The sequence below is a fragment of the Mycoavidus cysteinexigens genome (genome assembly GCF_003966915.1).
Lineage (GTDB): Bacteria > Pseudomonadota > Gammaproteobacteria > Burkholderiales > Burkholderiaceae > Mycoavidus > Mycoavidus cysteinexigens.
Map to the genome: position 1 here is coordinate 1,638,054 of NZ_AP018150.1, position 20,676 is coordinate 1,658,729.

General features: G+C 50.5%; 20 protein-coding genes and 1 other RNA gene. 14 read left to right on the forward strand and 7 right to left on the reverse strand.

Annotated features, from left to right (window positions below; all coding sequences use genetic code 11):
* Positions 1–6 precede the first annotated feature (6 nt).
* The 3 genes from MCB1EB_RS06830 to MCB1EB_RS06840 all read right to left on the reverse strand — a co-directional run bounded on the left by MCB1EB_RS06830 (position 7) and on the right by MCB1EB_RS06840 (position 3,890).
* A complete protein-coding gene (locus tag MCB1EB_RS06830; protein WP_045365439.1) occupies positions 7–747 on the reverse strand; it encodes an ABC transporter ATP-binding protein in 741 nt (246 codons plus the stop codon).
* A gap of 86 nt (positions 748–833) precedes the next feature.
* Complete coding sequence (locus MCB1EB_RS06835) at positions 834–1,826, reverse strand: FecCD family ABC transporter permease (RefSeq protein WP_081953578.1); 993 nt, start codon at positions 1,824–1,826, stop codon at positions 834–836.
* Positions 1,827–1,883: 57 nt separating this feature from the next.
* Entirely contained in the window at positions 1,884–3,890 is a 2,007-nt protein-coding gene (locus tag MCB1EB_RS06840; protein WP_052393578.1) for a TonB-dependent receptor domain-containing protein, read from the reverse strand.
* Between MCB1EB_RS06840 and MCB1EB_RS06845 the strand changes: the two genes are divergently transcribed.
* The 3 genes from MCB1EB_RS06845 to ssrS all read left to right on the forward strand — a co-directional run bounded on the left by MCB1EB_RS06845 (position 3,889) and on the right by ssrS (position 4,787).
* Positions 3,889–4,158, forward strand: coding sequence for a hypothetical protein (locus MCB1EB_RS06845; RefSeq protein ID WP_045361868.1), 270 nt, complete (start codon positions 3,889–3,891; stop codon positions 4,156–4,158). The two genes, MCB1EB_RS06840 and MCB1EB_RS06845, sit on opposite strands and share 2 nt — an antisense overlap.
* A gap of 16 nt (positions 4,159–4,174) precedes the next feature.
* Positions 4,175–4,516, forward strand: a complete 342-nt coding sequence (locus tag MCB1EB_RS06850; RefSeq protein WP_045361866.1) for a cell division protein ZapA — start codon at positions 4,175–4,177, stop codon at positions 4,514–4,516.
* A 91-nt stretch (positions 4,517–4,607) separates the two neighbouring features.
* Positions 4,608–4,787, forward strand: a non-coding RNA gene (gene ssrS / locus MCB1EB_RS06855) — 6S RNA.
* Between the two features lie 48 nt (positions 4,788–4,835).
* On the opposite strand, the gene lgt is transcribed toward ssrS, so the two are convergent.
* Positions 4,836–5,738, reverse strand: coding sequence for a prolipoprotein diacylglyceryl transferase (gene lgt / locus MCB1EB_RS06860; RefSeq protein ID WP_045361863.1), 903 nt, complete (start codon positions 5,736–5,738; stop codon positions 4,836–4,838).
* 181 nt (positions 5,739–5,919) lie between these two features.
* Between lgt and ilvD the strand changes: the two genes are divergently transcribed.
* A complete protein-coding gene (gene ilvD / locus MCB1EB_RS06865) occupies positions 5,920–7,593 on the forward strand; it encodes a dihydroxy-acid dehydratase (protein WP_045361862.1) in 1,674 nt (557 codons plus the stop codon).
* A gap of 6 nt (positions 7,594–7,599) precedes the next feature.
* Here the strand turns inward: ilvD and MCB1EB_RS06870 are convergent, their stop codons facing one another.
* Positions 7,600–8,016 carry a DNA polymerase III subunit chi gene (locus MCB1EB_RS06870; RefSeq protein ID WP_045361860.1) on the reverse strand — a complete coding sequence of 139 codons (417 nt, stop codon included), beginning with the start codon at positions 8,014–8,016 and terminating at the stop codon, positions 7,600–7,602.
* 13 nt (positions 8,017–8,029) lie between these two features.
* Complete coding sequence (locus MCB1EB_RS06875; protein WP_045361856.1) at positions 8,030–9,556, reverse strand: leucyl aminopeptidase; 1,527 nt, start codon at positions 9,554–9,556, stop codon at positions 8,030–8,032.
* 94 nt (positions 9,557–9,650) lie between these two features.
* Between MCB1EB_RS06875 and lptF the strand changes: the two genes are divergently transcribed.
* The 5 genes from lptF to MCB1EB_RS06900 all read left to right on the forward strand — a co-directional run bounded on the left by lptF (position 9,651) and on the right by MCB1EB_RS06900 (position 13,948).
* Entirely contained in the window at positions 9,651–10,748 is a 1,098-nt protein-coding gene (gene lptF / locus MCB1EB_RS06880; RefSeq protein WP_045361855.1) for an LPS export ABC transporter permease LptF, read from the forward strand.
* Positions 10,749–10,766: 18 nt separating this feature from the next.
* Positions 10,767–11,945 (forward strand): LPS export ABC transporter permease LptG, encoded by a 1,179-nt coding sequence (lptG, locus tag MCB1EB_RS06885; protein ID WP_034957254.1) that lies wholly within the window; start codon positions 10,767–10,769, stop codon positions 11,943–11,945.
* Positions 11,946–12,029: 84 nt separating this feature from the next.
* Entirely contained in the window at positions 12,030–12,473 is a 444-nt protein-coding gene (locus MCB1EB_RS06890; RefSeq protein WP_026921908.1) for an Xre family toxin-antitoxin system antitoxin, read from the forward strand.
* Between the two features lie 25 nt (positions 12,474–12,498).
* Positions 12,499–13,440, forward strand: coding sequence for a LysR substrate-binding domain-containing protein (locus MCB1EB_RS06895; RefSeq protein WP_045361852.1), 942 nt, complete (start codon positions 12,499–12,501; stop codon positions 13,438–13,440).
* Positions 13,441–13,480: 40 nt separating this feature from the next.
* On the forward strand, positions 13,481–13,948 hold the full coding sequence (locus MCB1EB_RS06900) for an RES family NAD+ phosphorylase (protein WP_045361846.1): 468 nt from the start codon (positions 13,481–13,483) through the stop codon (positions 13,946–13,948).
* 228 nt (positions 13,949–14,176) lie between these two features.
* Here the strand turns inward: MCB1EB_RS06900 and MCB1EB_RS06905 are convergent, their stop codons facing one another.
* A complete protein-coding gene (locus tag MCB1EB_RS06905) occupies positions 14,177–14,824 on the reverse strand; it encodes a hypothetical protein (RefSeq protein WP_045361842.1) in 648 nt (215 codons plus the stop codon).
* Between the two features lie 678 nt (positions 14,825–15,502).
* On the opposite strand from MCB1EB_RS06905, the gene MCB1EB_RS06910 reads away from it, so the two are divergent.
* The 5 genes from MCB1EB_RS06910 to MCB1EB_RS06930 are packed head-to-tail and all read left to right on the forward strand — an operon-like array spanning position 15,503 to position 20,660.
* Positions 15,503–16,582, forward strand: coding sequence for a TadA family conjugal transfer-associated ATPase (locus tag MCB1EB_RS06910; RefSeq protein ID WP_045361840.1), 1,080 nt, complete (start codon positions 15,503–15,505; stop codon positions 16,580–16,582).
* Entirely contained in the window at positions 16,566–16,883 is a 318-nt protein-coding gene (locus MCB1EB_RS06915; RefSeq protein WP_126353935.1) for a hypothetical protein, read from the forward strand. The genes MCB1EB_RS06910 and MCB1EB_RS06915 overlap by 17 nt, the downstream gene beginning before the upstream one ends.
* A gap of 24 nt (positions 16,884–16,907) precedes the next feature.
* Entirely contained in the window at positions 16,908–17,231 is a 324-nt protein-coding gene (locus MCB1EB_RS06920; protein WP_126353936.1) for a VirB3 family type IV secretion system protein, read from the forward strand.
* Entirely contained in the window at positions 17,225–19,855 is a 2,631-nt protein-coding gene (locus MCB1EB_RS06925) for a VirB4 family type IV secretion system protein (protein ID WP_045361836.1), read from the forward strand. Before MCB1EB_RS06920 ends, MCB1EB_RS06925 begins: the two co-directional genes overlap by 7 nt.
* The gene (locus MCB1EB_RS06930) at positions 19,842–20,660 is read left to right on the forward strand and encodes a TrbJ/VirB5 family protein (RefSeq protein ID WP_052393577.1); all 819 of its coding nucleotides are present in this window, start codon (positions 19,842–19,844) and stop codon (positions 20,658–20,660) included. Before MCB1EB_RS06925 ends, MCB1EB_RS06930 begins: the two co-directional genes overlap by 14 nt.
* Positions 20,661–20,676 lie beyond the last annotated feature (16 nt).

A 20,676-nucleotide genomic window follows, 5' to 3' on the forward strand; every position in this document is an offset into this window, starting at 1 on the left:
TGAAAATTAAACCGGCGTCAAGATTTCTTGTTCAGCGTCTTGCAAAAGTTTAAACGGATATTGGAACACGCGGCTCACTAGGATCGGCGAGAGAATGTCCCGCGCTAGGCCACTATAGGCAGCTCCATTGCCATCCAGCAAAAGTGCGTGGGTGGCGAACCGGCGCGCCAAATTTAAATCATGACATGAAAAAATAATTGTGCGTTGCGCATCCCCCACCCAACTCCGTAAACGCTGTAGGCAATCAATTTGGTAAGGTAAATCTAAATACGCTAGCGGCTCATCCAATAAAAGTAATGGCGTCTGCTGGCAGAGCACTGCCGCCAACGCAACCCGCTGCCGCTCGCCGCCCGAGAGTGACATCACATCACGCGTAGCCAGCGACGCTAAATTCCAGCTCGCGAGCGCCGCCCAAGTAGCCAGGTGGTCTTGCTTGGTCTCCCAACCCCAACCTGCCAGATAAGGATAACGACTGAGTAAGACGGTCTCAAATACACTGGAGCTAAATATATCTTGCAAAGTTTGCGGCAATAACGCTCGTCGCCGCGCGAGCGCAACGGTTGACCATGAGGGCAGCACGCGACCATCCAGCTTAATCTCACCTTGCTGCGCTTGGCACAAGCCCGCTAAGCTTTCGATTAAAGTTGTTTTACCCACCCCATTAGGGCCAGCAATACACCATATCTGCCCCGGCAAAAAGCATTGTGTGAAGCCAGCCACGAGAGTGCGAGAACCCCGCGCGAGCATCAGCTCACGCACAGCCAGCCCGGGCACCACGGGCGCACCTATTTCTGTATCTGCGGCAGTTGCTGCGCCCTCTGACAAATACTGATTCATCGGCGCGTGCTGGCAAGCAACCATAAAAAGACCGGTACCCCAATCAATGCAGTCACGGCACCTAATGGTAATTGAAGCGGCGCGGCTATAGTGCGCGCCGCAAGATCCGCCACCAGGGTCAATGCCCCGCCGGCCAGGGCCACCGCCGGCAACAACATGCGTTGATCATTTCCCAGTAAAAGGCGCAATCCATGAGGTACCACTAGGCCAATAAATCCAACGCTCCCAATACTACTTACTGCGGTTGCTGTGGCCAGTGAAGCCAACCAATAAATCCGCCGCCGCAATGGCACAACCGCAACCCCTAGCGCATACGCCGTAGTCTCGCCGCGCAGCAAAACATTTAATTGTGTCGCATACCTTAAGCTTATGCTGAGCACCCCGGCAAGCACGACTAATGCAAACCAACCTTGCGTTACGCCGCTCAAATCTCCGACCAGCCAGAACATCATGCCACGCAATGCGCGCTCTGGCGCTAGCGTGAGTAAAAGAATCATCAATGCACCCCAACCTGTCGCTAACACAACTCCACTTAATAATAAGTGCGGCGCAGCGATAAGCGATGCGTGCTGCAACCCTATGCGCCGCGTGGCGAGCAATAAAATCATGATGGCCACAAGCGCGCCGGCAAAAGCACAAAGATTAATATAAAAAGCCGGTACCGAGAGCATCATCGCACCCAAAGCAAAACTGGCTGCGCCGCCTGATACGCCTAGCACATAAGGATCGGCAAGTGGATTACGCAATAAAATTTGGAGTAGCGCGCCCGCCACCGACAGCAATGCACCGCAAGCAAAGCCTGCTACCGCGCGAGGTAGCCGCAAAGTATGAACAATTTGTGCCGCAACGCTGTCCTCAGCGATGAAGCAAACGCGCAATAATTGCGCGAAAGACAACGTAACGCTGCCGACTGCGAGCGAGACTACAAATACGATAACTGCAATCAAGAAAAGTATCGCCCAGATGGAGGCAGCTCGCTGTAACGTCATGCTTTTGATCATTGGCTTTTTGACATAATTCAATTGGGCGTGGCAATGCTTGCAAACTTAACGCTGTCGCCACCCTAACGTGAAATATACGCTACGTGGCGCGGCGCGATAAGCATGCACCAGTTCATGGTTTTTGTTTAACAGATTTTCAATCCGGGTTGCGAAGTACCATGAGCGGGATATATCGTAACGCGCATTCAAGTTCACCACTCCATAGCCACCTAGCAGGGTGCCGTTGTCATGACGCTGACCGCTCATCAACCATAAGCCACCCACCTGCCAATCGCCCAAGCGACGCGTCGCAAATAAGTTTGCCAAATACCGCGCGCGGCGCGGAAGATCACGCTTATGGGTTTCATCCAGGGCGCGTTGCGCCGTCACTGAACTCCGTATCCGCGTACCTAGCACACGTCCGTGCCAGGTTGCTTCTAGTCCCTGCACCCGCGCGCGGCCAATATTTTGAGCTTGATATAACTGAAATACATTGCTCTCGGCGGGGGGAATGGGTATAGCTTCAATTAAATCATTGTAACGCGTCTGAAATACGCTCAAACGCGTCATGCCCAATTGATCTGAAACATGTTCAATCCCCGCCTCCACCGCGTGGCTAGATTCAGGTTGTAATTTGGCATTACCATAATTCGGATAATATAAATCATTAAACGATGGCACGCGAAATGCAGTCGAATGGCTCGCCGTAAATTTCCAATACGGATCGAAGGAGTAACCGTAGCCGGCATAGTAACTATGCGCCACATCAAACTGCGTAGATTGATCGCGCCGCACATTAAACTGTAACTGATGTGCGCCCAAGCCAACCTGATAGCCCGCAAAACTGGCATGCAAATGCCGGCTGGCGGCTGCATAAAGGCTGGCATCTAAGTTTTGCTGAAGGTATTCATAGCCAAACCGCAGCCGTTGCTTGGGCCTTAGCGTCAGCTCATTTTGCCAGGTCAGTTGGCGATTGGTGGTGCTAAAATGATTATCGAATATGCCATTTAGCCAATTTAGGTTTTGGTCGTTACTACTGGCCAGCAGCAAGGAAGTGCGCCAAACTTGGCCTAATTTTCCGTCCACAAAAATCGATGCAGTGCGCACCCGATTATGGGCTAAATTGAGGTCCGTAGGGCAACCGTAGGCCAGATCAGAACCCACCGCCCCTTCTGATTGATAAAAGCGTATCCCTGCCAGCCAAGAGGGCGTAAAGCGGTGCTTAAGCTGAGTTCCGATACTTTCCGTAAAAAAGCCGTAAGCTGGCGGAGAGGCTACTTGCATGGGTTGCCTCTCCCGCGCGGCGAAGCCCGCCGTTTTCAGGCGCGAGCCATTCAAGTTAAAGGTCGTGTCACCTGCGGCATCCAATGCGCCAGCCATGCCGACTTGTTGATGCTGGGTATGATGGCTACCCATTTCCGCCGAAAAATTTAATTTGGGTGCATGCTGGCCCCCTTCTTTCGTGAAAATGTGCACCGCGCCGCCAATCGCATTTGAGCCATACAGCGCAGAGGCGTTGCCACTCTCCACTTCGATCCGCTCAAACTGATCCAACATCAACTGCGATAACTGCGCACTCCCAAGACTCGCTGAGTCAACCCGTACCCCATCAATCAATACTAGGGTTTGCGACGCCGCAGCGCCCCGCAAAAAAAGACTACTGGTTGCCCCAGGCCCACCACTTCTAACCACCTGTACCCCCGCAACAACAGGCAATAATGCCGGTAAATCTAGGGCGCCACTCTCCACCATATCCTGCTGATTAAATAATGTAGTGGGCGCCAGCGTGTGTTTTAACGGCAACGCCATGCGAGAAGCCGTCACCACCACTTGAGCCAACACTGGCGGCTGGACCGGGATTGGGTTGATGGCTAATTTAACTGACCTCATCTTTTCAGTATCCGACGGGTTTGTATCGGCGTGCGCCAACCGCGATAGCGTCATTAAGATGACGACCATCGGCCACACGAATATCGTCGCTAATTTATGCTTAAGTTTGCCTTTCTTAACGCAAACTGCCGCAACGCGATTTGATCCGGTTAAAATACGCTGACTTCCAAGGATGCAGCTCATGCTTAACGAAATAGATTCTTTACGACAAAATATTAGTCGGCTTATTACATTGCTCGACCGCTATCGCCAACAATCGCGAGAAGTCACCCAACAGTTGGCGCAAACCCAAGCAACCTTAGCCGAAACCCACATGGCACTTGAGCAAACTCGCAGTGAACGCGATGCCCTAGCCGCCAAAATCGAAGAAGCGCAGACTCAACTGAATGCGATTCTTACCCAATTACCGCCGGCACTACCCACTGCGCCGCACACTGATTCTTTTCAATAAACACCAGTAAGTTCTCATGACAAATAAACAAATTGAAGTCCAAATATTGGATCAACAGTACCGCCTCGCCTGTTCAGCAGAGAACGAGGCGACCTTATTGGAAGCCGCTAGCCGCGTTGACGCAGAAATGACGAAAGTGCGCGCTCAAAGCACTGCTCGCGGCACTGATCGGATTGCTGTCATGGCCGCACTTTCGTTAGCTTCTGAGCTTTTATTGCTGCAACGGAGCGTACGCCAAAATGAAGCATTCCCTACTGAAGAAATTCGACGTACAATGCAACGTATGAATCAACGGATTGCCACTACGATTGAGCAGCATGAGCAAAATATGCTAGCGTCAAACAGCGATCCAACCTAATTGAGGGCTCTAAATAGGGGCCGGTAGAGTATAGTTGTTGAGTCAATTTTTTGATTTGTTTAAAAAGCTAAAGTTGTAATTTAAACTCCAGGTTTCCCTGCCTGGTTCGTGCGGGCCATATACTCTTTGAACCAATGCGATACGCAAAGGTTGCGGAAATTTGTGGTACGGGTGTGAGCATCACTTGTCTGATGCACTCAAAGTACTACTAACTGCGACCATCTTGAACCCCGGTTCAGGATGCTGGTCTAACGGCTAAGGCGGGGATTTTATAACACGGCGTCGAATTCTCGACGCCGTTTTTTTTATCCTCTCAATTTTACTTCTTAGCCTTTGACAGAGAAGTTGATTGGCACCCTCGATAGGTATACATCAGCACACCAACCCCGGTAATCACCATCGGTATTGAAAGCCATTGCCCGAGCGACCAACCCAGCGCTAGCAAGCCAAGAAACGCATCCGGTTCACGCAAAAATTCAATCAGAAAACGCGCGCAGCCATATCCAATCAAGAAAACGGCTGAAACCGCGCCAACCGGTCTCGCCTTGCGTGCAAATAACCAAACCAGCAGAAACAGCGCAAACCCTTCAAGAGCAACTTCATAGAGCTGGGAAGGATGACGCGGTAAGGCGCCGTATTGTGTAAAAATAGCTTGCAACCCGAATGCAGCAGCCTGTTGCGGATGACTCAATAACCAGGCGTAATCGGCGCGCGCCGCCTGTGGAAACAACATTGCCCACCAAGTATCAGGGGCGGTCACGCGGCCCCACAGTTCGCCGTTAATAAAATTACCAAAACGACCCGCGGCCAAACCCGCAGGTACCAGCGGCGCCATAAAATCAGTCACCTCCAGCCACCGGCGCTGATGTTGACGAGCGTAAATCAACAGAGCAAAGCTTACGCCAAGAAAACCGCCATGAAACGACATCCCGCCTTCCCATACTTTAAAAATATCTAGCGGGTGAGCTAAATAATAGCTCGCCTTATAAAACACTACGTAACCCAGCCGCCCCCCTAAAATAGTTCCAAGGACGGCATAAAACATCAGATCCTCTAAGGCTTTTGCACTCCAGCCTTGCGCCATGATCTGCGGCAGACGTAGTCGCCAGCGGCCCAACCCAATCGCGGCAAGAAATGCTACCAAATACATTAAGCCGTACCAATGCACCGCAAGCGGGCCCAGTTGAAGTGCAATCGGATCGAATTGTGGATGGCTCAGCATCAGATGACCTATAAACCGTTCAGAAACCACACATTATAGTATTTGTAATAAATAAACTGAGCTTTCATTGCTATACTTAGCTTAGTGATGACAGATATAACTGGAATTTAATCGTGGCAAGCTCACCGCCGAGTATAGGTGTTGCTTTTTTTGCCCGTTGCTTTTGCTTAAAGGAGAATCAATGCCTCATAATTCACGTTCAAGCCATATCACGCAAGGTGTCGAACGCGCGCCCAACCGGTCTATGTATTACGCGCTGGGTTATAAAAAAGAAGATTTCGATAAACCCATGATTGGCATAGCCAACGGCCACTCTACTATCACGCCTTGTAATGCCGGCTTGCAACCCCTGGCAGACGCTGCTGTCAATTCAATTAAAAGCGCTGGCGCGAATCCTCAAATTTTTGGCACGCCCACGATTTCCGATGCCATGTCGATGGGGACCGAAGGCATGAAATATTCACTGGTCTCGCGCGAAGTCATTGCCGATTGCATTGAGACTGCAGTGCAAGGCCAATGGATGGATGGCGTGGTTGTGATTGGCGGTTGCGATAAAAATATGCCAGGCGGGATGATTGCGCTAGCGCGCATGAATGTGCCCGGGATTTACGTCTATGGCGGCACGATCAAGCCAGGTCACTGGCATGGCAAAGATTTAACGATTATCTCAGCTTTTGAGGCGGTGGGGCAATTTATGGCTGGCCGCATCAATCAGGAAGATTTTGAGGGCATTGAACGCAATGCTTGCCCGAGCACCGGCTCCTGCGGTGGCATGTATACCGCAAATACCATGAGCTCATCCTTTGAAGCGCTTGGCATGTCATTGCTCTATTCGTCCACCATGGCGAATCCCGATCAAGAAAAAATTGACTCCGCTGCCGCCTCGGCGCGCGTTCTGGTTGAAGCGGTCAAACGCAATTTAAAGCCGCGCGATATTATCACCAAAAAATCGATTGAAAACGCCATTTCCGTGGTCATGGCGACCGGCGGCTCAACCAATGCAATTCTGCATTATCTGGCGCTGGCCCATGCCGCTGAGATCGATTGGACCATCGATGATTTTGAGCGGATTCGTCAACGCGTTCCAGTGATTTGCGATCTCAAACCGTCGGGTCAGTATGTGGCGACCGATTTACATCGCGCCGGCGGTGTTCCGCAAGTGATGAAGATTTTATTAAATGCCGGCTTACTGCATGGCGATTGCATCACCATCACCGGCGCTACACTCGCTGAAGAATTAGCCTCCGTGCCAGATACGCCTAACCTTGAACAAAAGGTTATTTTTCCCATTGAAAAAGCCTTATATCAGAAAGGTCATCTCGCCATTTTGAAGGGCAATTTAGCGCCAGATGGCGCGGTTGCAAAAATCAGTGGCCTCAAAAATCCTGTAATGACCGGCCCAGCGCGCGTATTTGATGACGAACAAAGCACGCTTGCCGCGATTCTGGCGGATGAGATTCAAGCCGGCGATATTCTTGTACTACGCTATCTGGGTCCCAAAGGTGGCCCTGGCATGCCTGAAATGCTCAGCCCCACTTCTGCCCTCATTGGCAAAGGCTTAGGCGAATCAGTTGGTTTAGTTACCGACGGCCGCTTTTCTGGCGGGAGTTGGGGTTTAGTGGTAGGGCACGTTGCACCTGAAGCGTTTGTAGGCGGCATGATAGGCCTGGTGCAAGAAGGCGATTCGATTACCATCGATGCGCACCGATTACTCCTGCAATTAAATGTCGAGGAGGCTGAGCTAGAGCGCCGCCGCGCCGCCTGGAAGCAGCCAGCACCTCGCTATACGCGTGGCGTATTAGCCAAATTTGCGACTCTAGCATTGCCTGCAAACCTCGGTGCATCCACCTGCTAAAGCGAATTAATCACCCCGCTTATAACTGTTAGGCTGATAACCTTGCTCACGATAAAAGCGGTACCTGTCACGCGCAGCGGCAAGCTCATCCGCCCCGCTGCCAACGACTTCAAGCACGCGCGTAAACTGGGCAAAATCCGACGCTACAACAGTCCCAAGATTGAGCAAAATCCGGCCATATAAGGCGGGTTTTGCCTGCGTCGCTAAAACGATCGGGGTGACTGCACAAAGCGCATCATCTGCCATGCAATGCGGAATAAATTCAAGCGCGGAAAAGGTCCATAAGCGCGCATCAAAAACTCGCAAAAGCGCAGGCTCAGCCAGCACTAGCAAAGGCTGGCCTGCGGCATAGACTTTGCGCGCGAGCCGGCACGCATAGTCAAGCGGATCTCCAACATGCGTATGAAAATCAATTTGCGTCATAACGGATAAGCCATTAGCGAGTTGCGCGCTCAAGCAAAAATTGCGTCAACAATGGCACCGGCCGCCCAGTTGCGCCTTTGGCCGCGCCGCTTTTCCAGGCAGTACCTGCAATATCCAAATGCGCCCAAGGATAAGCTTGCGTAAAGCGAGCTAAGAAACAAGCCGCAGTAACACTACCGGCAGGACGCCCGCCGATGTTCGCCATATCGGCAAAATTTGATTTCAGTTGTTCTTGATATTCATCATCAAGCGGCATACGCCATGCCGCATCAGCCGACACTGCGGCAGCCGCAAGTAATTCATTCGCGACTACGTCTTCTTTCGTATATAAGCCACTATGATGGTGGCCTAGCGCGATCACACACGCCCCGGTTAGGGTTGCAATATCAATCACAAGCGCCGGTTTAAAACGCTCAACATAAGTTAGTGCATCGCACAAAATCAAACGCCCTTCAGCATCTGTATTCAAAACCTCAATCGTCTGTCCTGACATGCTCGTCAAAATATCGCCTGGTTTATAGGCATTGCCCGCGGGCAGGTTTTCACAAGTTGGAATCACGACAATAAGATTCAGCTTTACACCGAGTTCGGCTACCACACGCAACACGCCAAGCGCCGCGGCCGCGCCACACATATCGTACTTCATTTCATCCATGCCTTCGCCGGGTTTGAGCGAAATCCCGCCCGCATCGAAAGTAATCCCCTTGCCGACCAGGACAATCGGCTTGGTTTTTGCCGCCGCCCCTTGATAATGCAACACAATCAGTTTTGGTGCTTCGGTCGAGCCTTTGGCAACCGCTAGAAATGCGCCCATTTTTAGCTTTTCTAATTGTTTTTGCTCCAATACCTCGGCTTTTAATGCAAATTCACGCGCCAGCTCTTGCGCCGTCTGCGCTAAGTAAGCTGGCGTGCAAATATTGCCAGGCAAATTGGCTAAATCACGCGTAAGATCCATCCCGTTAGCCAGCGCAACACCCTGTTTAGCCGCCACTTTGGCATTTTTTTCGTCCGCTGCATGCACCGTGATAATGACCTTTTGGGGCCGAGCCTGGCTAGGCTCAGAGGTGCTTTTTAGCTGCGTAAATTGATAGGCGATTTCGCGCATTAAACTAATCGACAAGCGCACCCCTGCTGCCGCAGCCAATTCGTTGCTGCATTCTTGGGCCAGTGTCCAGCATACATTTTTGATGCGTGGAAACAACGTGGGCGTGATTAAAAGCGCGCGCGCCACGGCCCGCGTGGCTTGCGTAAAAACTTTCGCGTTAAGATTCTCACGTGGCCCAAGGCCAACCACTAAAACGCGAGCTGCGCTCGGACCGACGGTCTCATGCAACATCCGCACCACGCCGCACTTGCCGCTGACCTCGCCTGCTTTTACGAGCCGACCCACTGCGCCATCCATTGCTTGATCGATTTGTTTAGCAATACCTAACAGGGAACTGCCTTCAAAGAGCCCAATCACTATACAATTAGACTGCGCCTGCAGCATTTCAGTTTGGGTGGCTCTATTCCAGTTACATGCTTTTATGCTAAAGTCCATCGCGCTCTCCTTGGATAAATTGGGGTTGCTTTGAAGCAAACCATGATTATCCGCTATTTTCTTTAGTCGCTACTATGTGGCCGCTACAACCGCCATGATTTTCGAACGTTCCCTGCAACGCGAGCTTGCATATACGGCGCTAGCCGTGTTTATGGTGTTGCTAACCATTATGTTAGCCACCATGATGATTCGCATTGTCGGCTTTGCCGCCTCAGGCAAGGTCGATCCGCGCGATGTACTTTCGCTGATTGGCCTTACCGTGATTGGTTATCTCGCCGTCATGCTGATTGTGACACTATTTGTCACAATTCTGTTTGTACTGACCCGCTGGTACCGAGATTCAGAAATGGTGGTTTGGATGTCATCTGGCGTTAGTCTGACGCATTTGATTAAGCCAATTGCGGTTTTTTCGGCGCCGTTGATTGTAGCCATTACGTTTTTCGCTTTCGTCGGCTGGCCCTGGTCAAACGAACAGAGCAAAATTTTGCGCGAACATTTTGCGCAGCGTGACGAGGTTTCTTTGCTGGCACCGGGTCAGTTTCGAGAATCCGCCGCGAACAAGCGGGTTTTTTTCATCGAAAGCATCTCGCCTGACGCCACCCAGGTACGCAATGTTTTTGTCAGTAGTACCGAAAATGGCAAAGTCAGCATTATCGTTTCAAGCCAGGGGCACATCATGACGCAACCTGATGGCGAGCGTTTTGTGGTGCTTGAAAATGGGCGTCGCTACGATGGTCAACCGGGCCAACCTGACTACCGCATTATGTCATTTGAACGCTATGGGGTGCGCATTGGCGAACAACGCTTTGTTAACACCCCCTCCTCGACCAGCACCTCAACTTTACAACTTATCCAGCAGCCCAGTTCAGTCAATTTAGCCGAACTTGCATGGCGCGCAGGTTTGCCATTGATTGCGATCAATTTGATGCTGCTCGCCATTCCGCTGGCCTATCAAAATCCCCGCCGCAGCCGCACCATCAATTTGGTTATGGCGGTTTTGATTTACCTGACCTATTCAAATCTACTGAACTTAATGCAATCTTGGATTGAGCAAGGCAAAATCTCGTTCGGCGTAGGGCTATGCATCTTGCATCTGATTGCTGCCGCTGTGGTCGCGCTACTTTTTGGGTTACGCACCCTTCAGCGGCCGTGGCTTAGCTATCTATCGATGGCTAGATCTAAAGAGAAATAAATTATGTCTGCTCCTGCAATGCCCACTTCTCTATTGGTCTACGAAGGTTATTTAGCGCGCCAGATTTATGCCACGTTCGGCTTTGTGCTGTTTGCATTTTCTGGGCTCTTCTTCTTTTTTGATTTGATTAGCGAGCTCAACTCAATCGGACAGCACAATTATAAGTTTGGTTACGCTGTGATACGCGTCGCTTTACTCGCTCCATCTCGCTTATACGAAATTATTCCAGTGGCGGCGTTAATTAGCGCAATTTATATCTTCGCCACCATGGCCGCCAACTCGGAGTACACCATCTTGCGCATTAGCGGTTTATCGACCCGGCACGCCCTTGGCGCTTTAGCCAAAATTGGCGTACCGTTAGTTGCCGCTACTTTTCTCCTGGGCGAAGCAGTGAGCCCTTACGCAGATCAATTATCGGAGCGTGTGCGACTCGAAGCATTAGGCTCCTCCGTATCCTCGAATTTTCGCTCTGGGGTGTGGGTCAAAGATACGCTAGACAATGACGGCGCAGGGCGTCCAGTCATGCGCTTTCTGAATGTTGGCGAACTCATGCCTGATGCAACAATTCGCCATGTTCGAATTTATGAATTCGATCATCAATTTCAATTAACCGATGTACGCGTTGCTCAACGAGGCAAATTTATCCCTCCTGATCATTGGCAGCTGACTGAGGTTCATGCAACCCACTTATCTAAACCAACCTCCTTGCCGCCATCAAGCAGTGTGGTGAATCAAAAACCTGACCTGTTGCAACCGATTTATCACGCGGCTCAAGTTGCCTTGCCCGAATATTTAATGCGCTCCCAACTGACCCCCCAAATTCTCTCTGTGCTGCTGGTCGCGCCTGACCGTATGTCAATGCTCGATTTATTTTCATATATTCGCCATTTACAAGAAAATCATCAAGACACGCAGCGCTATGAGATTGCCCTCTGGCGCAAATTTCTCTACCCCTTCACGGTTTGGGTCATGCTTGCGCTTTCTTTGCCATTTGCCTATCTACATACCCGCGCCGGCGTAGTCGGCGTTAAAGTATTTGGCGGCATTATGCTCGGCATGAGCTTTCAGCTCATCAACACCCTATTCTCCCATATCGGCACGCTCAATACCTGGCCCGCGCCGCTTACCGCTGCTACGCCAAGCCTGATTTATATTGCATTTGGCTTAATTGCACTGCGTTGGGTTGACCGCCATTAATGGCCTAGCCACAGATTAAATCTCTCGCCATTCACGCCAAAATTGCGTAAACTATGTTTATATTGGCATCCTTAGGAAGGTGATATGAACTCTACCGCAGCCCATATCTCTACTGGCGTTTTACTGGGCGGCACAGCCGTCTTAAATCAAGCGCCGCACTCAGCGCTAGAATGGGTTAACATCATTCGGCGCGGCATTTCATCCCGCGCGGTAGATGCCATGCTGAAGTCCATTGGCCTATCGCAAGCCGAGCTTGCCACAGCCCTTGCGATTCCGGAGCGCACCCTTGCTCGGCGCAAGCGTGAAGGCTTGCTGAGTAGCGAAGAATCCTCCAAACTCTTTAGACTAGCACGCGTCGTCGTGCGCGCTACACAGACTTTCGCAGACTTAAAAACGGCTACCGATTGGCTAAAATCCCCTACCCCAGCGCTGGGTGGAGCAACTCCACTCAGTCTAGTCGATACGGATATTGGCGCGGAGAGCGTCTTGGACACCCTAGGTCGAATCGAACAAGGGGTGTTTTGCTAAACGACTCCACAGCGCCCACTCAGATATGAACCTGCATCAGTTTTACTTTGTGCGCGAAGCCGTTCGGCGAAGTTTCAATTTAACTGAAGCGGCTAAAGCACTGGCGACGTCACAGCCCGGCGTATCAAAAGCGATTATCGAACTTGAAGATGAATTAGGGGTCGATATTTTTAGGCGGCATGGCAAGCGAGTACGCTCACTCACTGAGCCTGGACGCGCGATTTTACTATCCGTTGAAAAAATTCTGCAAGAAATCGATAATATTAAACGTGTAGGCAAAGAGTATGCTGAGCAAGATCAGGGCAAACTCGTACTGGCTGCTGCCCAAGCCTGCACCCGCTACACGCTGCCCTCTATCGTTACGGAATTCAAGAAAAAATTTCCCCGCGTGCGCTTATCCATTATGCCAGGCACGCCCACTCAAGTAGCAGATCGAGTCAATAGCGAGGAGGCAGATCTCGGGCTAATTACCGCAGCGGTGACGGGTTATCCAGAACTCAATTTAGTACCCTCTGCGCCCTGGCATTATGTCGCTGTCATGCCGAGCAATCACCCGCTGATGGCCAATGAGCTATTCACCCTTGAAGAGCTCGCACGCTATCCGCTACTGATCTATGACACTGGCTGCACAAGTAGCTACGCTAAGCTGATTCAAACGTTTGAGCTCCAGTCACTAACCCCAGAAATTGCGCTTAGAGCGACTGACGCTGACACCATCAAAACCTATCTTGAACTAGGTTTAGGCATTGGGATCGTACCCAATATCACCGTGGATGCCCAACTCAAGAGCGGCACGCTACGCGCACTGTCATTAGCTCATTTATTTGGCAGCTATATGAGCTATATTGTGCATAAACAAGGGGTTTACCTACGCCGCTATATGACTACCCTGATTGAAATGCTAGCGGCGCAACACAGCGAAGTTGAACCCATGCCAAATGACGAATATTCAACTAACGCACTTTAAACCCATAGACGAATTAACACTGCTCTGGTGTGCATAATCCATGCTAACCGTTTGGCGGATTGTAGTTGAGCAGCATGCCCCCACAGCTTTTTCGGGTGAAGGGGCGCGTTTATATGGCGGGCGCTGGAATCCCAAAGGAATTTCCGTTATTTATACGGCCCAAAGTCAGTCGCTGGCCGCCTTAGAAATGCTTGCGCAAGATATGCCGCTACGCGCTCGTTATCTGATGATTCCAGCCAAAGTGCCCAAGCAACTGATTGCCGCCCTCGACTTGCCACAACTCCCCAGCAACTGGCGCGAACCCGCGGCGCGCAGTACGCTACAAATGATTGGCGCAACCTGGGTTAATACTGGACAGAGTGCCGTACTTGCGGTTCCTAGTGTGATTATCCCAACCGAATTGAATTACATACTGAATCCGAAGCATCCCGATTTCCCTAAGATTGAGCTTGGGCAACCTACTCCATTTACGCTTGATATGCGGCTTTTAAGCAATCTGATGCAATAGGTATAGGCCGCCTATTGGTAGCTACAGCGTCGATCAAGTTCCTTTTAGAAGTCTCATGGCTAAAGTCCTCTATCTCTACCCAATCCTCATAATGCTAAGTACTGCGCACCGCGTAACCATTACACTGTTTTCAAGCTTATTACGCGTTTTGCGTTTTGGATCAAGCAATTGCACAAAATACGGTTGCGGGTTCGATAACATCAGGTTTTTTCACAAAAACCCTTTCCTCTACTCTTTTCGGTTCGTAAATTGAACTGTTATAAAACGCAATGGCTTTAGCGATGGTTGCATATGGCTCTTATTTATCGATGACCGCATTTTGCTCTTAAACTGTTCCATAGAAAAAGGGCATGTCAATCCTTTCTCATGACACAATCGCTTGAACTCATTGAACTGTTGAACGTCCTTACGCCCCTCTGACTCCCAGGTGATTATAGGAAGTTTTAACATTTGTTGGATGATCTTTTTATGCTGGTCCGTCCACTGCACTCTCGGACTCCGCCGCCGTATTTCGTCGGGAAATAATTCTCCCCGTCTCTTATTAAATGTAGTTTGTCCAGGAAAAACGGTGTCTCCTCTCTCTTTGCAAGCAGCCAAAAAATCCTTGTATGTTTTTACGCCGCTGAGAATGAAGTTATCATTTTCTGGGTTCCAACGTAATCGCGGCCCATCCGACGTTAGCGCATTGTTCACGCTAAACTGCACGATGTTATATTCCCTCCTTTTACCTTTCGGGTCGACAACTTCTTTGTTAAGTACCGTTTCTAGCCACGACCGTGTCTCATCCCGCTTTCTTTTTGGCGCAGGTGTTGATGTTACTGTTTCGAGTGGTCCGTTGTTACCCTCGGATCCTCTTGACGATTGAATACGATTCATACATTTTCCTCACCGCAGTAGAATATAAAGCGCTAAGATATAAACAAACTATCTTTTTAACCTTTCATCCACGAAACCGTTAAACGATAACCGAATCATTACTTTTATGGTCAGACAAACCAATAGCTAAAAATGACTCGCCAAGAGTTTCTTAGTGTTCTAGATTCGGTTACTTATCGCTAATTAAAAGCGACCCATATCGACTCCCGCATAATGAAAAATATCACTGTAGGCAAAAAGCCTGCATGAGCAGAAATTTGGATGCACACAAAGCGGATATGCGATGCATACAACTTAGTGACATAAACGACGATACGCAATTAAACTATAAAGTTTTTCTGCTTGCTTATAATCTTTTTTAAGCCGATTTTAAGATTTTAATTTTTATTTCTCCAGCTTAATTCGATTCTCCAACTCATTGTTTTTTTTTGCTTTTTTGAAAAACTTCAGCGCCAGGCCAAGCACTCCTTTTCATTACCTTTGGTTACCCAATAACCCTAAACCTTAAAAACTGCCTGCACAACGCGTCAATACACTGTGCAGGCAAACTACAGACAGCGGTCAATCCATTTTCTAAATTACGTTTTGTCGGTCGCTTCCTCTTGCGCCGACAGGTCTTTCCCGCCGGGCGTGATCCCCGTCCGGTGGGTTTTTTTGAAGCCCCAGAAAATGCGAGACATGGACAAATCCGCTGCTCAAGTAGCTCAACACGTTCTGAATGAACATTTACGGCCCATTCGCCGCTTCCTGGATGATCCAAACGTGCAAGAGGTCATGATCAATCGTTACGATAATATTTGGCTTGAGCGCGACGGCAATACGCTTTATCTGGACGACATAAAATTAACTGAAACGAGTCTCGAAGCAGCCATTACGTTACTAGCCAATTTAAATCATAAGCCAGATGCATTGATGATGGACTGCTGGCTACCGGGTCTACGCATCGCTACCGCGCGCCGACCCGTTTCGATATATGGTCCAATGCTGTGTATCCGCAAACATAGCGTGCACCGTCTACACTTACAGCACTATGTGCAGAACGGAGCTTTTGACGCCTGGCCACAGGCCTCGCACAACTCATTACAGCCTGCGCCGCCCACCACATCGTTGAATCCAGCTTTACGCCGCGCGATGCAAAGTGGCGGCCAAGCGCTGCAGCATTTCTTTGAGTGGGTCATGCATATGCGCCAAAATTTGCTGGTCTGCGGTGCAACTTCATCAGGTAAAACCACGCTGCTTAATGCCTTAATCGAAGTCATCCCGACGGATGACCGACTCATCACGATTGAAGATACGCGTGAGTTGCAAGTCTGCGTCCCCAATTATGTAGCGTTTGAAACGCACCCAGCGCAAGGCGCTAACATACGCGAGCTCGTGCGTCTGGCGCTACGCTGCCGACCTACGCGCATCATCATCGGTGAAATTCGGGGAGCAGAGGCATTTGACTTGCTTAATGCGCTGAATACTGGTCATCCTGGTTCAGTCGTTTCATTTCACGCCGACTCCTGCCAACTAGCGCTCACCCGTCTTGAAACCTTAGTGCGGATGGCTCCTGAAGCACAAACCTGGCCTTTAGCCGATCTACGCCAGCAGATTGCGGCGACTTTCCGCTATGTAGTGCAAACCCAGCGTGCAGGCGTTCTAAGAGGCCCTTGGGAGATCCGAGAAATCCTTGGCATCAAAGACAATTACTATCAAACCCGCCTGCTATTTTCCAAAATTCAGCAAGAAACCTCTACTTATGACACCGTTCAATAAACGCAAACCTGGAACGCAGATTATCTTCCTGACTGGACTGTTATGCACCTGGTCAACTTATGCTTACGCCGGAATCTGGGGCGGAGGGTTATGCCGCTTTTACAAACAAGTCATCGATGACGAACTAATCACCTTTGTCAGTATCGGTTCATGCGCTCTCGCCATCATTTTATGGATGCTAGATGACAGATCATCTTCGATTAAGTTATGGATGTTGCGCATCGTAGCGGCAACGCTCGTAATCTTTAACCTCCCGATTTTCTGGACGACCATCTTTGGCCGTTCTCCGGTTTGCAGTTAACTATAAAACGGCAACACAATACTTATGCCTAGCTCAAGCCAATCTCTTAACGCTCAAGTCAAAAAAGTTCTGCTTGAACGCCAGCGCTTACTCGCAGTGGATAAGCGCATGCTCGCGCTGCTGCTGATTCTCGTCTTTTTAGTTGCCACTACATTGCGCAATTATTGGGTTCTACTCACGGCGCTGCCAGGCTACGGCAGCATTTGGCTCGCCAGCCAACGAGATCCTGATTTGATCGATATTTACCTCAAATACTGCCACCAAGCGGACTATTACGAACCGCGTCAGCAGCTCTTGCAAAAACGCAATCAGCGCCCATTAGGCTTTGCCCGGAAACATCTATGTTAAAACTTAAGCCACCCAAAACAAGTGCTTTGGAGCAAGATTCGCCAGGCCAACGCCGCAGCTCTGATACACGCACTTGCTCTGAATTAGTGCCTTGGCTTTTTGCGTGCAATCCAGCTACTGTAGTTTGTAAAGATTCTTCATTGCTCGCTGCTTTTGAATATAGCGGCCCTGATACCGATAGCATCACGGCTGGCGAGATGCTCAAATTGATTGAAGATTTAACCCAAACTTTAATTAGCCTAAGCCGCCAACCTCTGACACTCTGGTGGACCGTGCAGCGCCGGCGCATTAGCGGCTATGACACGCTACCGCTACCCGATCTTTATGCTCAGATTGTCGACGATGAAAGACGGCAGGCTTTTGCGCAAAGTGGCAGTCATTTAAACCGTCACTACCTGACAATCATCCGTCCACCTGAAGCAGGTCTAGACCGCTTCTCAGGCAGGCTCTCGCATGCTTTATCTCATGATGGCTTGCCGCTTTACAAATCACTCTTGCAAGCGCTGCGCGGCACTTTCTCTGATCAGTACGCATTTGCTTATACTGCCGCAGAACTGCACCATCAAATAGAAGAATTCGAAGCATTATTAGGTCACTTGCTGGCTGGCTTGCCTAACCTGAAATGCAGTCGTTTAAGCGGCGCTCAATTGAGTGCGTTCTTACATGCCACGTGCTCCCCTTGTGCAGAAAATCAAACCAGCGTGGATCTATCCGACCATCCTTTTCTGGATCTTGCGCTACCTGATACGGAGATCATCCCGGGCCATGATTTTTTATCTTTTGAAAGCAATGGCCGCAAACGTTACGCGGTTGCGCTCAGCATCCCAGTGGCCCGCGAAAACTGGCCTGACCAGGTCGCTCCCACAACCCTTGACGACCTCCTCAAAATTCAGGGGGAACTCACCATCAGCCAGGTTTATCGCCTCGCCAGTCAGGCCCGCGCAGAACGCTTTATCAACAGTATGCGCAAGTATCACGATAACCGGCAACTGGATGTGCGCGGATTGCTCAGCGCCGCTTTAAAAAAAGGGAATTCTGACCAGGTGCGGCACAACTTAGCCCGTGCCCAAGCCGCCAGCGAAACGGATGCGCTGCATGGCGAAGTGTCAATGGGACAACAAGCATACGGCTGGTACAACCTCTCTATCCTGGCCTGGTCACCGGTATTTGAAGCTGGCGGACCGGATTCTATTCAATCCGCCAGCGCCGAACACACCGCTTATGCGCAAGCAAGCGCCACCTGTAAAGCCGCTGAAGCTATCTTGCGCACCGCCCATTTCACTCCTGTGCGCGAAAAACTCCATGCCCTCTCAGCCTTTAGCGTAACCATTCCCGGTATGTGGCGCGAATGCGCGCGCTGGGCTTTTATTGATGCCCAAGTGCTCGCGCGGCTTGCGCCGCTGCGTACTGTCGCGCAAGGAGAACGCTATAACTTGCACCTCAGCCGGGAAATGGGAATCGCTTGCCCAGCATTAGCGACCTTTCCAACCGAATATGGCACCCCGTTTCATTTCACCGGCTATTTTGATGATGTCGGGCATGTGCTGCTCTGCGGCGACTCCGGCTCTGGCAAAACCTCGTTTCTCAACCTGAGCTGGACGCTGTTTCGCAAATATAGCGGGGCGACGATCTATTTATTCGATAAAGACTACTCTTCGCGCATCCCGGTGCTGATGCAAGGCGGCACTTATTTAGATATTGCTCCAGAACGTGGAGAGAGCGCCGCCTGCTTTAATCCAATCGCCTTACTCGCGCATGAACGCCATTTAGAATGGCTTAAAGACTGGATTTTATTTCTAGGCAGCTTACGCGGCTATCAGCCTGGCGCACAAGACGACATGCAGCTGCTCAACGTTTTGCGCGCAACCCGCAACATTGATCGCGCGCTTTGGCGCCTCTGCGCGATCTATAGCCAGCTCCCTGATGGACCGTTCAAACGACAACTGGCTTCATGGGTGGGCGACGGCGCTTACGCCCATTACTTTGACAACCTTGAAGATAGCTTCACCGCGACCAACCTGATTGGCATAGAGGTCGGCAAAATTATTCACCACCCTTTGGTCGCCCCTCCTCTGCTCGATCTATGCTTTTATCGGCTGGACGATACCCTAACCATGAACCGGCTAAACGGCGCCATAGCCCCCACCTTTATCGGTTTGCCTGAAGTATGGCATTTGCTTGATAACCCACGCTTTGCCAAAAAAATCGTGGATTGGATCAGTACCTTGCGCAAAAAGTTAGGTAGCGTCTGGATGGATACACAGTCCCCCGAAAGTTACCTGCATTCACCCGTTTATCCGAGCCTACGCGACAATGTGCCAACCTGTATTTTCCTGCCTCCTAGCGGCAGCTTCAACCCGTCACAACGTGCCGCGCTTGAAACCGGTTTGGGGTTACATGCGGGCCAGATCCAAGGCATTGAAAAAGGCACGCGCAAACGCGACTATTTCATCACCCAAAAAAATGGATTTGCACGCCGCATTTCACTGGCGTTAGATCTTCGCACACTTGCCATACTCCGCAGCGAGCTGAGCGCACAAGCCATCTTCGAGCGCCACTACCGCTCAGGTCACCCAGCCTGGCGCGCCCGCTATTTTGCAGAAATGACCCATGCGACACGCTAAATTGCACAAACCTGGCTGGCGCACATTGGTGTGCTGCATCGCCCTCGGTTCGGCAAAACTGACGTTAGCGGGCGGTGGCGTTGGAGCAACCATAGGCGGCGCCACTGAATTAACGCAAATGATGAACCACTTTGAACTGCTGACGAGCGTCAGCCAACAAAGCGCAATGGTCACGCAAAATATTACGGCACACATTACGCGTGTGCAGCAATACATGGCAATGCTGCAAAATCTCGCGCAACTTCCAGCCCACGCTCTTGAGCAAATCATGGCTCCCTGGCGACATCAATTGCAGATGTTTATGCAACTTGCCGATTCAGTTGAGGCATTACTAGAAGCTGCGCATCAAACACGCGCTTTATTTAAACGTAGCCTAAGCGAAATCGCCCAGCTAAACCTGACTCCAGAGCAATGGCTAACCGCCCATAGCAATTTAGCCAAAAGTCGAGACGGCCTGTATCAGCATCAATGGCGACAAGATCTAGCCGCATTAGATACCCTCGCTCACCGCGCACGCAGCGTACACACCCTATCCAGTCAAATTCCGGGTATCACGAGCACCATCCAAGGTCTCCAGCTACTCAACCAACAAGCCTCCATCTTAGCGGCTGAAATGCTCGAATTACGCGCTTTGATGCAACGCCAATTAGCCATGCAAAGCAAAGATCGGCAAGAACAAGAATGGGGCGACCGCATCCACTTCGATTTAATCCGGGCGCGCCAGGCACAAGCGCGCCAACTCGATACGCATGAGCGCCAACTTATCCATAATGGTCCATTCCATGTCTTGCAAGAGCAACCCTAAGCCGTTGAGAAAGCGA